General features: G+C 71.1%; 11 protein-coding genes and 1 pseudogene. 3 read left to right on the plus strand and 9 right to left on the minus strand.

Features of this window, described 5'->3' with window-relative positions:
* Positions 1-20: 20 nt before the first annotated feature.
* Both N7925_RS08840 and N7925_RS08845 read left to right on the plus strand, forming a co-directional pair.
* Positions 21-347, plus strand: coding sequence for an SCO4225 family membrane protein (locus N7925_RS08840; RefSeq protein WP_443032144.1), 327 nt, complete (start codon positions 21-23; stop codon positions 345-347).
* The gene (locus N7925_RS08845) at positions 331-1,011 is read left to right on the plus strand and encodes an SMI1/KNR4 family protein (RefSeq protein ID WP_274343548.1); all 681 of its coding nucleotides are present in this window, start codon (positions 331-333) and stop codon (positions 1,009-1,011) included. The genes N7925_RS08840 and N7925_RS08845 overlap by 17 nt, the downstream gene beginning before the upstream one ends.
* Before the next feature lie 172 nt (positions 1,012-1,183).
* Here the strand turns inward: N7925_RS08845 and N7925_RS08850 are convergent, their stop codons facing one another.
* From N7925_RS08850 to N7925_RS08870, 6 genes and pseudogenes are all read right to left on the minus strand, one after another.
* Positions 1,184-2,566, minus strand: a complete 1,383-nt coding sequence (locus N7925_RS08850; protein WP_274343549.1) for a hypothetical protein — start codon at positions 2,564-2,566, stop codon at positions 1,184-1,186.
* A 57-nt stretch (positions 2,567-2,623) separates the two neighbouring features.
* The gene (locus N7925_RS08855; protein WP_274343550.1) at positions 2,624-5,107 is read right to left on the minus strand and encodes a glycoside hydrolase family 3 N-terminal domain-containing protein; all 2,484 of its coding nucleotides are present in this window, start codon (positions 5,105-5,107) and stop codon (positions 2,624-2,626) included.
* Between the two features lie 83 nt (positions 5,108-5,190).
* Positions 5,191-5,337 (minus strand): annotated as a pseudogene (locus N7925_RS36155) (ABC transporter ATP-binding protein); the annotation flags it as partial.
* Between the two features lie 222 nt (positions 5,338-5,559).
* Entirely contained in the window at positions 5,560-7,167 is a 1,608-nt protein-coding gene (cimA, locus tag N7925_RS08860; protein ID WP_274343551.1) for a citramalate synthase, read from the minus strand.
* A 308-nt stretch (positions 7,168-7,475) separates the two neighbouring features.
* Complete coding sequence (locus N7925_RS08865; RefSeq protein WP_265599129.1) at positions 7,476-8,123, minus strand: TetR/AcrR family transcriptional regulator; 648 nt, start codon at positions 8,121-8,123, stop codon at positions 7,476-7,478.
* Positions 8,120-9,163, minus strand: coding sequence for an agmatine deiminase family protein (locus N7925_RS08870; protein WP_274343552.1), 1,044 nt, complete (start codon positions 9,161-9,163; stop codon positions 8,120-8,122). Before N7925_RS08870 ends, N7925_RS08865 begins: the two co-directional genes overlap by 4 nt.
* Positions 9,164-9,324: 161 nt before the next feature.
* Here N7925_RS08870 and N7925_RS08875 point away from each other — a divergent pair, with 161 nt between their 5' ends.
* On the plus strand, positions 9,325-9,831 hold the full coding sequence (locus tag N7925_RS08875; RefSeq protein ID WP_274343553.1) for a hypothetical protein: 507 nt from the start codon (positions 9,325-9,327) through the stop codon (positions 9,829-9,831).
* A 99-nt stretch (positions 9,832-9,930) separates the two neighbouring features.
* Here N7925_RS08875 and N7925_RS08880 read toward each other — a convergent pair whose 3' ends face one another.
* The 3 genes from N7925_RS08880 to N7925_RS08890 form a co-directional block, all read right to left on the minus strand.
* Entirely contained in the window at positions 9,931-11,034 is a 1,104-nt protein-coding gene (locus N7925_RS08880; RefSeq protein WP_274343554.1) for a branched-chain amino acid aminotransferase, read from the minus strand.
* A gap of 256 nt (positions 11,035-11,290) precedes the next feature.
* The gene (locus N7925_RS08885; RefSeq protein WP_274343555.1) at positions 11,291-12,334 is read right to left on the minus strand and encodes a 3-isopropylmalate dehydrogenase; all 1,044 of its coding nucleotides are present in this window, start codon (positions 12,332-12,334) and stop codon (positions 11,291-11,293) included.
* A gap of 110 nt (positions 12,335-12,444) precedes the next feature.
* Positions 12,445-12,576 (minus strand): hypothetical protein, encoded by a 132-nt coding sequence (locus N7925_RS08890; RefSeq protein WP_274343556.1) that lies wholly within the window; start codon positions 12,574-12,576, stop codon positions 12,445-12,447.
* Between the last annotated feature and the right edge of the window lie 142 nt (positions 12,577-12,718).

Genomic DNA, 12,718 nt, shown 5'->3' on the forward strand with positions numbered 1-12,718 from the left:
CGCTGGAAACCCTCCGGAAGTTGATCAAGCTGCCAGGGCGACGGAGGATCCGATGTGGTGCCAGGTCGTCGATTACGGCTCGGTGCGGCCCGGACCCTCACGTCACCCCCGAAGGACGCCCCCAGAAGCTCCGCCACTACCTGGTCGACCCGCTGGCTCTGGGGTATCCGAGCGTTGTCCTCGCGGTGTGTCTGTGGGTGACCGTGGATGCCGTCTCCGCTTCCTCCTCCGGAGACGCCGGCTTCGCCGGGTTGTGGGCCGTCCAGGCCACCGCGCCGACCTCGATGGTGTTCCTCGTCGCCGGTCCCCTTGTCAGAGCCACCTGGCACCATGATCGGCGTGACTGAGACAACTGAGCCTGAAGAGAATGAAGTTGCCGGTGCCCCGACCACGCCGGAGGAATGGCGTGTCTTTCTGGAGCGGTACGGCGAGCTGTACGTGAAGGTCCGTGCCGACGAGGAAGAGTTGGTCGACCTGCTGGACGAGGATCAGTTGGAGGCTCTGGACCAGGACGAGCGGGTTGAGCCGTGGCTGGGCGAAGCCCCTGCTCGGGAGGAAGCTCTGGCGGCGTCCGAGGAGCGGCTCGGAGTGCGGTTCCCGCCCGGCCTGCGGGGATTCTTCCTGGCGAGCGACGGGTGGAAGCGCCTCGACGGCTGGGTGGACAGCGTCCATCCGTGCGACCGCGTCGTGTGGATGCGGGACAGCGAGGCCGGCGGACGCGTGACCGAGATCTACGCCTCGATACCCGGCAACGAGGAAGACGTGGAGTTGTTCCGCCGGTCCGTCGAGATCGCCCGGGGAGAGGACTTCTGGCTGCTCGATCCGACCGACGTCGGGCCGGACGGCGAGTGGGCCGCCTACGAGTTCACACCGAAGTACGGCGACACCACGGAGTACCCCAGCTTCTCAGCGCTGTTCCACTCCGGGTACGCGAGCATGGAGGAGGACGAGGAGGACGAGGAGGACGAGGAGGACGAGGAGGACGAGGAGGACGAGGAGGACGACAACTGAGTCGGCCCGTCGGCCCCGTCTGGCATCGTGTACGAAATGCCCTGATGGCGGGGCCAGGAGCGGATCGACTCCGAGCTTCAGCCCTTGCACGTCGGCCCGCCCCGGGCCGGGCCCCGGGCCCCGGCTGAGGGGATCCGCCGGAACCCGGGGCGTCGCGGGAGGATCTGGACGCTCAGAACCCGCCGCCGTCGAAGCCGCCGCCCCCGAAGCCTCCGCCGTCGCCGAAACCGCCGCCCCCGCCGAAGCCCGAGGCGTCGAAGTCGGAGCCGGAGAAGTCGCCGCCGCCCCACTCGCCGCCCGCGCCGCCGCCGAAGTCACCGCCGCCGTACTCGGAGGCGTACGCCGGGGTCGCGAGCATCGAGCCGAGCATGGTGCCGACCAGGAGGCCGGGGAGCAGGCCGCCGCCGAAGTAGCCGCCGGCCCAGGGGCCGTACGCCGGGCCCGCTTCCCAGTACGGGCGGCGGTTGCCGTCGCCGACGTCGACCGTACGGCTCATGGGGTCCTCGCCCCGGGCGAGCCGCGCTTCGTCCGCGCCGCAGACCGGGACTTCCCGGGACGCGCCGCCGGACGGGGTCCACAGAACCTCCGTGACCGCCGTGCCGTGGCGCGGGTCGAAGAAGCACGGCGGGCGGCGGGCCGGGATCTCCGCGCCGGTGCGGCGGGCCTCCAGGACCGCGAGGGAGTAGCGGCCGTCCTCCAGGGACCGGGTGACTTCGCGTACGTCGGAGGGGTGTCCGGCCCTGTCCATCTTCGACTTGGCGCTCTCGTAGGAGTCCAGGGCCCGTTCGTAGTCGGCGCGCATGGTGTCGTCGGCGCCCGGTTCGGCGGGGTGGAAGTCCAGGCGCTCCAGGGTTTCGCCGTACGCGGTGATGTCCTCGTCGACGACGACCCGGAGCTTGTCGAGCGCGGCGCGCTCCTCTTCCTCCTTGCGGCGCTTGTTGCGGCGGGAGATGGCGTAGGCGCCCGCGCCGCCCGCCGCGACCAGCGCGCCGAGCGTGATCAGGCCGCCGACCGGGGCTCCGGCCCCGTCCTCAGCGCCCGAGCCGCCGGACCAGGAGGCGGGGGCGCTGCCCCGGGCCTGTTCGACGGCGCGGTCGACGAAGGCGTTGAGCTGGGTGTCGGCGTCGCCGGCGGTGGTGGTGTTCTCCACGGCGGCGGTGAGGTTGTCGACCGCCCGGACGGGCATGACCTGCGGGTCGGCGCCCGCGTCGAAGCCGTCGCCGAGGCGGACCGCGTAGACGCCGGTTATGCCGGTGTCGCTGCGCAGGGTCTGGAGGAGGCGCTCCTCGGGGAAGGCCGGGGTATCGGGGAGGACGGCCACGAACACCGGCTTGTCGGCGTCCGTGATCTTGTTCTCCAGGGCCTTCTCGTCAGCGACGGAGAGCTGATCACGAGCGCCCGGGTCCACGTAGACCGGGTCGTCGCGCAGGGCCTGGGCGGCGTCCTGGATGGTCGCGGCGGGCGCGGCCGACGCGGGGGAGGTCAGGGCGAGGGCCGCCGCTGCGATGATGAGCAGCAGGCCCGCCAGCAGCGCGGGAAAGAGCCTTTTCCTCATACTTAACGCTACTCCAGACGGGCGACGAACGCCGTCGCCCGTCTGGGAGCGCTTTTTCTACGCTGCTCGGTAGGCCGTACGCAGCCTGGCCACCGCACCGGTCAGATCACCGGTGAGCAGCAGGTGGTCCGCCTCCGCGAACGGCTTCGAGACCTCCTCGGTGAACGTCCCGTCGATCTTCCGCTGGACCAGCAGCCGGGCCCGGTCCACGATCGCCCTGCCCGCCGGGGTCTTCCCCAGGTGCGCCTCCTCGGCGGCCCGGGCGGCGGCGGCGATGGCCACGAGGGCCGGCTCACCGCCGGCCGGGGGCTTGGTGAGGGTGGTCAGGCCCCAGCCGTACGGAAACTGCGGGTCGTAGGCGGTGTCCCCCACGTTGATCGGGAGCTGGGCCTCCGACTTCGGCCAGGTCACCGGGGACTGTCCGGTGAAGGCCCGCCTGCCGTAGAGGACGTCGGCGACGCCGTCGCCCTCGGAGCCCGGCAGCCAGGAGGCCACCAGGGCGTCCATCTCCCCGAGCCGGTCACCGATGAGCTGCGGGCGGCCGGAGACGATGAGGACGGCGCACTTCATGGCGGCGCAGACCTTGTCGACCGCCGCCCGGTCGGCGGCCGTCAGTGCCAGGTCGTGCCCGTTGCCGACGTCGCCGATGCCTTCGGCGTACGGGGTCTCGCCGACGACGACCACGCCCACGTCGTAACCGTCGGTGGCGGCGGAGGCGTCCTGGGAGAACGTCACGGACTCGGGGGTGCGCGCCGCCTTTCGCATGCCCTCCAGGATCGTCGTGCCGCTGGTGGTCTCACCGGAGGACCCCTGCCAGCTGGTGGTCCAGCCGCCGACCTGGTTGCCGAGGTCATCGGCGTTGGACCCGGCGACGTACACCTTCTGGCTGGGTTCGAGCGGGAGGACGGCTCCCTCGTTCTTCAGCAGCACCTGGGACTTGGCCACCGCCTCACGGGCCACCGCGCGGTGCTCGGCCGAGCCGACCTGATCCAGGTGGGTGGTGTCCGCGTACGGCTTCTCGAAGAGGCCGAGGCGGAATTTCTGGGTGAGGACGCGGGCGACGGCGTCGTCGATCCGGGCCTCGGGGACGCGGCCCGCCGCCACCTCGTCCTTCAGGGTCTTCGTGAAGTCCTGGTACGCGGTCGGGACCATGATCATGTCGAGTCCGGCGTTGACCGCCGTGACGACGTCGCTCGCGTAGTCGCCGGGAATCTGGTCGATGGCCTGCCAGTCGCTGACGACGAAGCCCTCGAATCCCATCCGGTCCTTGAGGACGCCGTTGATCATCGCGGCGTTGGCGTGCATCCTCACCGGGCCCTCGCCGTCGCCCAGGATGTCCAGCGAGGAGTACGACGGCATGACCGTGCCGACGCCCCGCTTCACCGACGCCTCGAACGGCGCCAGGTGTACGGCCTCCAGCTCCTCGCGGGTGACCTCGGTGACGCCCTGGTCGACCGTGTACGAGCCGGTGGTGGAGGAGCCGTACGCGGTGCCGCCGTCGCCGACGAAGTGCTTGGCGCTGCCGAGAACCTTGTCGTTGCGGTGCAGGTCCTTGCCGGACGGGCTGCCCTGCATGCCCTGGATGACGGTCTCCATGGCCTCGACCAGGGCGGGGTCCTCGCCGAACGCCTCGTAGGAGCGGCCCCAGCGTTCGTCGCGGGTGACGCAGACGCAGGGTGCGAAGTCCCACGGGACGCCGGTGGCGCGGACCTCCTTCGCCGTGATCGCGCCGGTCCGCTCCGCGCTCTGCGGGTCGCGGCCCGCGCCGATGCCGATGTTGTGCGGCATGATCGTCGCGCCGACCACGTTGTTGTGTCCGTGCACCGCGTCCACGCCGTAGATCAGCGGGATCTGGAAGCGGGTGGTCCGGGTGCGCAGCTGGTAGGCGTCGGTCATCCTCGCCCAGACTGCCGCCGTGTTGGGGGTGGGGGCCGAGCCGCCGCCGGAGAGCAGCGAGCCGAGGCCGTAGGCGGCGATGTCGCCGGGGGCGCGGAGCGCGCCGCGCTCGGCCTGGGTCATCTGGCCGGCCTTCTCGGCGGGCGACATGCGCCCCAGCAGATCCGCCACCCGCTGCTTCACGGGCAGTTTCGCGTTCTGGTACGGGAGTCCGTGGGCGTCGATCACGACCTGCGGGTTCTCCGGGGGAGCCTTGGCACCGGTGACGGTCACCTCCAGCGGGATCGTCTTCGCCCCGGCGGGCTTCGGCGCCTTCGCCGTGCGGACGGTGATGCGGTGGGTGGTGCCGGAGGCGGTGCCCGCGGGGAAGGTGTGGCGGCCGGTGACCGGGGTGTAGTCCTCCCCGGCCTCGGCCGTGCCGCCCTTCGTGGTGTATGTGACGGTGACGGGCTCCTCCGTGGGCACGGAGCCGGCGGTGGTCACGGAGAGGCCGACTTCCGCGCTGTCGCCGTTCTTCACCGGGTGGACCGCCGTGTCGGTGACGACGCCCGGGGTGGGGGCCGGGTCCGCCGCCGCGGCGGGGCCGGTGGGCGGGCCGACGAGCAGGGTGGCCAGCACGGCCCCGGCAGCGAGAGCGGCCGTCACGGGTCCCGCTCCGTCCTTCCGGAGCCGGGAGCGGGGGTGCGGTGTGCGGGGCATGGGGGCGCTCTCTCTTCCTGTGGTCGAGGCCGGCCCCCTTGCACGATCGCGATCCGGCCCGGGAATTCGATCAGGAGCGGGACTGCGTGGGTGATGAACACGACCGAGAAGTCCGGCTGTTCCCTCGACCGGACGAGCCGTCGCGGGATCTGCCGCCGCATGACGACATCGAGCGCCGGTCCGTCAGTACTTCACGACACCTCACGTCGAGATCGGTCCCGCTCCACCCGCCCACCGGGCAGGGAGGGTTGAGCGCTCCCTCTCGAACGCGTGGGAGCCGCCGCCCGGTGGCGGGCGGCGGCTCCCACGAGCGATGCGGACCCCGGACTGGTCCGGGGTCCGGTCGGGTCGGGTCCGGTCGGATCCGGTCGGATCCGGTCGGATCCGGTCCGGTCGGGCTACTCCGTCGGCTCGACGCCCGCGCGCAGCAAGCCGTAGGTGTACGCGTCCTCCAGCGCCTGCCAGGAAGCGGCGATGACGTTCTCGGCGACCCCCACGGTCGCCCAGTCGCCGGTGCCGTCGCCCGTGGTGATGAGCACGCGGGTGGTGGACTCGGTGCCCGTGCGGCCCTCCAGGATGCGGACCTTGTAGTCGACCAGCTCCAACTTGGCGAGCTGCGGGTAGATCCGCTCCAGGGCGACGCGCAGGGCCCGGTCCAGGGCGTTGACCGGGCCGTTGCCCTCGGCGGTGGCGACGATCCGCTCGCCCTTGGCCCAGAGCTTCACGGTGGCCTCGTTGGCGTGGGTGCCGTCGGGGCGGTCCTCGACGATCGCCCGCCAGGACTCCGTACGGAAGTAGCGCCGGGCCCGGCCCTCGACCTCGCCGCGCAGCAGCAGTTCGAAGGAGGCGTCGGCGGCCTCGTAGGTGTAGCCCTGGAGTTCGCGCTCCTTGACCCGCTCCACGACCCGGCCGACCAGGGCGCGGTCGTCACCGAGGTCGATGCCGAGCTCCTTGCCCTTCAGCTCGATGGAGGCGCGACCCGCCATGTCGGAGACCAGCATCCGCATGGTGTTGCCGACCAGCTCGGGGTCGATGTGCTGGTAGAGGTCGGGGTCGACCTTGATCGCGGAGGCGTGCAGCCCGGCCTTGTGGGCGAAGGCCGAGACGCCGACGTACGGCTGGTGGGTGGAGGGGGTGAGGTTGACGACCTCGGCGATGGCGTGCGAGATGCGGGTCATCTCGGCGAGCGCGCCCTCGGGCAGCACCCTCATGCCGTACTTGAGTTCCAGGGCGGCGACGACCGGGAAGAGGTTGGCGTTGCCGACCCGCTCGCCGTAGCCGTTGGCCGTGCACTGGACGTGGGTGGCGCCGGCGTCCACGGCGGCCAGGGTGTTGGCGACGGCGCAGCCGGTGTCGTCCTGGGCGTGGATGCCGAGGCGGGCGCCGGTGTCGGCGACGACCGTGGAGACGACGGCCTGGACCTGGGCGGGGAGCATGCCGCCGTTGGTGTCGCAGAGGATGACGACCTCGGCGCCGGCCTCGTACGCGGTGCGGACCACGGACTTGGCGTACTCGGCGTTGGCGCGGTAGCCGTCGAAGAAGTGCTCGCAGTCCACGAAGACCCGGCGGCCCTGCTCGCGGAGGTGGGAGACGGTGTCGCGGACCATCTCCAGGTTCTCCTCCAGGGTGGTGCGCAGGGCCAGCTCCACGTGCCGGTCGTGCGCCTTGGCCACCAGGGTGATCACCGGGGCGCCGGAGGTCAGGAGGGCCTTCACCTGGGGGTCCTCGGCCGCGCTGCCGCCGGCCCTGCGGGTCGCGCCGAACGCCACGAGCTGGGCGTTCTCGAACGCGATCTCCTGCTGGGCGCGGGCGAAGAACTCCGTGTCGCGCGGGTTGGCCCCCGGCCAGCCGCCCTCGATGTACCCCACACCGAAGGTGTCCAGATGACGGGCGATGGTCAGCTTGTCGGCGACCGTCAGGTTGATGCCCTCACGCTGAGCACCGTCGCGCAGTGTGGTGTCGAAGACATGGAAACTGTCGTCGGTGGCGTTGGCCTTGGTGGTCATGCTGGTCTGACTCCTGTCGGATGAGTGGATCCGGACGGTCTGGGCCTGTTCGGGGAACCCGGAACAGGCCCCAGCTCCACTTGCCCCCATCATCCCGCGCGCCTCGCCCCGGCCCGGGTGCGGGCCGGAAAACGAAAAAACCCCTCGCGGGTGCGAGAGGTCTGCGCGCGGGTCTGGGGCACGATGGCCGCGCCGTACGGGATGGTACGGGGCGGTCACTGCGGACCGGCGCGCCTGCTGCCAATAATCATGACGAACGAGGACACGGGAGCAGTCTCGCACAGCGACGGCCCCGTGACTGCGGTGTCTCAGGATGCGGTCGTGACGCTGGTCGCACCGCCCGGTGAGCCTCCCCGTGCCAGCGTCTCGTCCAGGAACTCCGCCGCCTGCGTCAGCACCTGCTCACGGCCCGTCCCCGGGATCCCGACCGTCACATGGATGCTGAACCCGTCGAGGAGCGCGCGCAGCCGGGCGGCGAACCGGTCGGCGTCCACCGGCCGGAACTCGCCGCGCGAGACCCCTTCGGCGAGCAGCGCCACCAGGTCACGGTGCCAGACACCCTCGATCGCGGCCTGCCGGGAGCGGGCGTCGTCGTCGGCGTTCTGCGAACGGCCCCAGACCTCCAGCCAGAGCGTCCAGTGGGGGTCGCGGTGCCCGGCGGGCAGGTAGAGGTCGATGTACGCGTCCAGCCGCTCGCGGGCCGTCCCCGGCCGGGCGAGCAGGGCGCCGCGCTCGGCCCCCAGACGCCGCTCGCTCCACTCCAGGGTCTGGAGGAGCAGTTCGTCCTTGGTGCGGAAGTAGTAGAGGAGGTGCCCGCTGCTCATCCCCACCTGCCGCCCCAGCCCGGCCATGGTCAGCCCGTCGAGGCCGCGCTCGGCGACGGTGGCCATGGCGGCGGCGAGGACGTCCTCGCGGGGCGGGGCGGCGTGGTGGGTGCGACGGGGGGCGCGGGTCATGGGTTCGCTCGGACCTTCGGCTGCTGCTGGGTGATGCAGTGGATGCCTCCACCGCCGGCGAAGATCGTACGGGCGTCGACGAGGGTCACCGTACGGTCCGGGAAGAGGCCCCGGAAGATCGCGGCGGCCTCTTCGTCGCGCGGGTCGTCGAAGGCGCAGAGGATCACGGCACCGTTGCAGAGGTAGTGGTTGATGTAGGAGTAGTCGACCCACTCCCCGTCCTCGTCGCGGAGCACGGTGGGCGCGGGCACCTCGACGACTTCCAGGGGGCGCCCCCGGGCGTCGGTGGCTGCCCGCAGGACGGCCAGGGTCTCCCGGGTGACCTCGTGGTCGGGGTGGGCCGGGTCCGGCTGGACGTGGGCGAGCACGGTGCCCGGGCGGGCGAACGCGGCGACGATGTCGACATGGCCGAGCGTGCCGTACGTCCCGTAGTCGCCGGTCAGTCCCCGGGGCAGCCAGATGGCCTTCTCCGTGCCGAGGCGGGCGTGGACCTCCGCCTCGACTCTCTCCCTGCTCCAGCCGGGGTTGCGTTCCGCGCCGAGCTGGACGGTCTCGGTGAGCAGGACGGTGCCTTCGCCGTCCACGTGGATCGCGCCGCCCTCGTTGACGAGCGGGGAGCTGTGGGCGGGGGCCCCGGCCAGCTCGGCGACGGCCCGGGCGATGTGCTGGTCGTGCTCCCAGCGGGCCCAGCCCTGGGCGCCCCAGCCGTTGAACGTCCAGTCGACGGCGGCGAGCGTCCGGCCGTCGGTGACGAAGGTGGGGCCGATGTCCCGCATCCAGGCGTCGTCGAGCGGCCTGACGACCAGCTCCACGTCGGGCCCGAGCAGCGCTGCGGCACCCTCCTCCTGGCCGGGCCCGACGACCACGGTCACCGGCTCGAAGCGCCGCACGGCACGGGCGACACCGGCCCAGGCACGGCGGGCCTCGGCCAGCTCGGCGTCGGAGGCGAAGGTGGGGTTGGGCCCCGGCCAGGCCATCCAGGTGCGCTCGTGGGGGGCCCACTCGGGGGGCATGCGGAAGGGGGCGGGGGCGACGGACATGGGGGCTCCTGGTCGAGGGGTTTAGAGTGCCACTCTAACGACAGGTCAAGGTCGGGCGGAAGACGTCTCGCCTATGGTTCGAGCGGGACTCTATTCTCCGAGGGGCGCGCGTCACCCGGCGTCGCGGACGAACTCGGCACGAGAAGGGCAAGGAACTCCAGTTGACCAAGCCGAGAGTTCGTGAGATGTCGACATCTCACGCGAGGGCGCCGCAGATTTTCCTCTTCATCATTGCGCTCATCGGCGCTGGATATCTTCTCCTGCCCGACGAGAATGAAGATCCTCCGTACGGAGAGTCTTATATGAGAGAATATGTGGCGCAGAATCCGGGCATACCGTCATTACTTCCGGCACGATTGCCCGAAGGTGTCCGTTTCCTTGGCCATGAATCGACGCGCTTCGAGAACCGGAAGGCCGTTCTGCGCTCCACCCTGTTCAGGGGCGCCCGTGCTGCCGCACCCGTACAGACCATGTGCGTCGAATTCCGCGACAGCTCTTCCGGCTGCCTGGTCGAGGGAGACCGACGCAAAACGCTCCACCGCGATCAGGGATCGCTCAGAGTCACGGTGACGTTCGGCAACTCCGGAGAGGTTCCGGAAGACCTCGTCGACTTCTGGGAATCCGTCCCGCTGTCGACCAACCTCAACGACATTGCGTGGCTCACGTAGCCCTGGAGGCGCAACCTCTCACGTTCCAGCGCATGCAGCCTGCCGGCGGGGCCCGCGTGCCGGAGCAAGCGGGCCCCGACGGTCCGGGGAGGACAGTCCTTAGCCGAGCGGGTGCATCCAGCCGTGGGTGTCCTCGACGACCCCGCGCTGGATGTCGAGAAGACGCTCCCGGAGCCTCAGGGTGACCTCGCCGGGCTCGCCGTCGCTCTGGGTCCACTCGCCGCCCTCGGACTTCACCAGGCCGACGGGGGTGATGACGGCGGCCGTGCCGCAGGCGAAGACCTCGACGAGGGTGCCCTTGGCGGTGTCGTCGCGCCACTGGTCGATGGAGATCCGGCCCTCCTCGGAGCCGTGACCGAGGTCGCGGGCGACCTTGAGGAGGGAGTCGCGGGTGACGCCGGCGAGCAGCGAGCCCGTGAGGGACGGCGTGACGATCTTCTTCGAGCCGTCCTCCTGGGCGTACACGAAGTAGAGGTTCATGCCGCCGAGCTCCTCGACCCACTTGTGCTCGACCGCGTCGAGGTAGGCGACCTGGGCGCAGCCGTGGGCGGCGGCCTCGGCCTGGGCGAGGAGGGAGGCGGCGTAGTTGCCGCCGGTCTTGGCGTCGCCCATGCCGCCGGGGACGGCGCGGACGCGGTTCTCCGAGAGCCAGATGGAGACCGGCTTCACCCCGCCGGGGAAGTAGGCGCCGGCGGGCGAGGCGATGACCAGGAAGAGGTACTCGTTGGCCGGCTTCACGCCGAGGCCGACCTCGGTGGCGATCATGAAGGGGCGCAGGTAGAGCGACTCCTCGCCGCCGTGGGCCGGGACCCACGCCTTGTCCTGCTGCACCAGCGCGTCGCACGCCGCGATGAACGTCTCGACGGGCAGCTCGGGCATGGCCAGCCGCGCGGCCGAGCGCTGGAAGCGACGGGCGTTGGCGTCGGGGCGGAAGGAGGCGACCGTGCCGTCGGGCTGGCGGTAGGCCTTGAGACCCTCGAAGATCTCCTGCGCGTAGTGCAGGGTCATGTTGGCCGGGTCCATCGACAGGGGGCCGTAGGGGACCAGCTGGGCGTCGTGCCAGCCCCGGCCCTCGGTCCAGCGGATGGTCACCATGTGATCGGTGAAGTGCCGGCCGAATCCGGGGTTGGCCAGGATCGCCTCGCGCTCCGCGTCGGACAGCGGGTTCGAGGAGGGCTTGAGCTCGATCGTGGGCGTCGTCATGAGTGCGTGTCCTTCACCGGTCTTGTGTGTGATGGACCGCGCTCACGCCTGTTCGTGCCCGACGCTTTTCGGTCAGGTCCTAGGACGTCCGAGCTTTACCGCGAGCCACGGCCCCGCGTTCGATTATCACTTGCGGGGGGCCGTGCACGAAATGGGTGAATGCGGTCCGGGGGTCGATGGTGGCACCCGGGGGCCGCACAGGTGAAGCCGCCGGGCGCTGAGTGCGACCCGGCGGCTTCGAAGTGGAGTCGTCGGGTCAGCCCGCTACGCGTACCGCGAGGGCGTCGCCGATCTCGTCGGTCGTACGCGTGGCGGCCTCATCGCGCTCCGCGAGGTCGGCGGAGACGGCGTCCTCGATGCGCGCGGCCTCGGTCTCATAGCCGAGGTGGCGCAGCAGGAGGGCGACGGAGAGGACCGTGGCGGTCGGGTCGGCCTTGCCCTGCCCCGCGATGTCGGGGGCGGAGCCGTGGACCGGCTCGAACATCGACGGGAACGCGCCCGTCGGGTTGATGTTGCCGGAGGCGGCCAGGCCGATACCGCCGGAGACGGCGGCGGCGAGGTCGGTCAGGATGTCGCCGAAGAGGTTGTCGGTGACGATGACGTCGAAGCGCTCCGGCTGGGTGACGAAGAAGATCGTCGCGGCGTCGACGTGCAGGTAGTCGGTGCTGACCTGCGGATACTCGGCGGCGACCCGGTCGAAGGTGTTCTTCCACAGGTGGCCGGCGTAGACGAGGACGTTGTTCTTGTGGACCAGCGTCAGCTTCTTGCGCGGGCGGGCCGCCGCACGCTCGAAGGCGTCCCGGACCACGCGCTCGACGCCGTACGCCGTGTTGAGGCTGACCTCGGTGGCGACCTCGGCGGGGGTGCCGGTGCGCAGCGAGCCGCCGTTGCCGGTGTACGGGCCCTCGGTGCCCTCCCGGACGACGACGAAGTCGATGTCGGGGCGGCCGGCGAGCGGGGTCGCGGTGTTCGGGAAGAGCTTGGAGGGCCGCAGGTTGATGAAGTGGTCGAACGCGAAACGCAGCTTCAGCAGCAGCCCGCGCTCCAGGACACCGGACGGCACGGACGGGTCACCGATCGCGCCGAGGAGGATGGCGTCGTGGTTCTTGAGGGCTTCCAGCTCCGCGTCCGGGAGGGTGTCGCCGGTGCGGTGCCAGCGCTGGGCGCCGAGGTCGTACTCCTTGGTCTCCAGCTTCACATCCTGCGGGAGGACAGCGTTGAGGACCTTGAGGCCCTGGGCCACGACTTCCTGGCCGATTCCGTCACCGGGGATCACTGCGAGATCGATGCTGCGAGACATGGCGGAAGCCTAACGGTGCGTCCCACCCCATGACATCCGGCGTCCACCATACGGACGAGGCGCAAGGGGGTTCGGGCGTGCTGGGTGGGGTCGAGTGGTACGAGGCCGGCTCAGTGGCCGGTCGAGCCGCCGTTGTCACGGCGGTCCAGCGCGCGCTGGAGAGCGGCGGCGGCGTTCTTGCGGTCCGACTCGGACTGACGGGGAGCGTGACGGACGCGACGGGCGGTGGTGGTGGTGGCCATGATGGATCGACTCCTTGAGATCGCATGGATGCCGGGGGCGGGCCGCACATCGCGGTGCGGCGCCGAGGCCGGGCCGGGATCGGATTTCGAGGTGCCGTAAGGAGCGGGGAGCGTACGCCGCAGGGGTTACCTGCTTCGGGGC

Origin of the sequence: Streptomyces sp. CA-278952 (assembly GCF_028747205.1) — a bacterium.
Classification (GTDB): domain Bacteria; phylum Actinomycetota; class Actinomycetes; order Streptomycetales; family Streptomycetaceae; genus Streptomyces.

Bases quoted from the DNA above. Each gene is read 5' to 3' on its own strand.
- N7925_RS08845 (WP_274343548.1), top strand. From the start codon at position 331: ATGATCGGCGTGACTGAGACAACTGAGCCTGAAGAGAATGAAGTTGCC.
- N7925_RS08850 (WP_274343549.1), bottom strand. From the start codon at position 2,566: ATGAGGAAAAGGCTCTTTCCCGCGCTGCTGGCGGGCCTGCTGCTCATC.
- cimA (WP_274343551.1), bottom strand. From the start codon at position 7,167: ATGACCACCAAGGCCAACGCCACCGACGACAGTTTCCATGTCTTCGAC.
- N7925_RS08865 (WP_265599129.1), bottom strand. From the start codon at position 8,123: ATGACCCGCGCCCCCCGTCGCACCCACCACGCCGCCCCGCCCCGCGAG.
- N7925_RS08870 (WP_274343552.1), bottom strand. From the start codon at position 9,163: ATGTCCGTCGCCCCCGCCCCCTTCCGCATGCCCCCCGAGTGGGCCCCC.
- N7925_RS08880 (WP_274343554.1), bottom strand. From the start codon at position 11,034: ATGACGACGCCCACGATCGAGCTCAAGCCCTCCTCGAACCCGCTGTCC.
- N7925_RS08885 (WP_274343555.1), bottom strand. From the start codon at position 12,334: ATGTCTCGCAGCATCGATCTCGCAGTGATCCCCGGTGACGGAATCGGC.
- N7925_RS08890 (WP_274343556.1), bottom strand. From the start codon at position 12,576: ATGGCCACCACCACCACCGCCCGTCGCGTCCGTCACGCTCCCCGTCAG.